We start from the raw sequence: 244 nt of genomic DNA on the forward strand, positions 1-244 counted from the left end.
CCGCCTGGCGCACCCAGGAGCGGACCGATTCCACTCCGTAGCCCAGTTGATGAGCTACCCGTGAGACGGTGCCCTGCTCGGTGCCCAGTTCGGCCCGCAAACTACGGACCATGCGGACCGCGGCAGCCTTCTCTTCTGAGCTGTACCGACGGCTGGTCGGCTTCTTCCCTGACGGCGATCCTGTGGCCATACCTGCATCCTCGTTTCCAAGGTCAGGAGTCTCCAAGATTCCCAGGGCGTGTCA

The 244-nt window shown here is 63.5% G+C and carries 1 pseudogene; it reads right to left on the reverse strand.

Going from position 1 to position 244, the window contains the following annotated elements:
- A pseudogene (locus GOSPT_RS23365) lies at positions 1 to 190 on the reverse strand (IS3 family transposase); the annotation flags it as partial.
- Positions 191 to 244: the final 54 nt, after the last annotated feature.

Source organism: Gordonia sputi NBRC 100414, assembly GCF_000248055.1.
In the GTDB taxonomy this organism is placed as follows: Bacteria; Actinomycetota; Actinomycetes; order Mycobacteriales; family Mycobacteriaceae; genus Gordonia; species Gordonia sputi.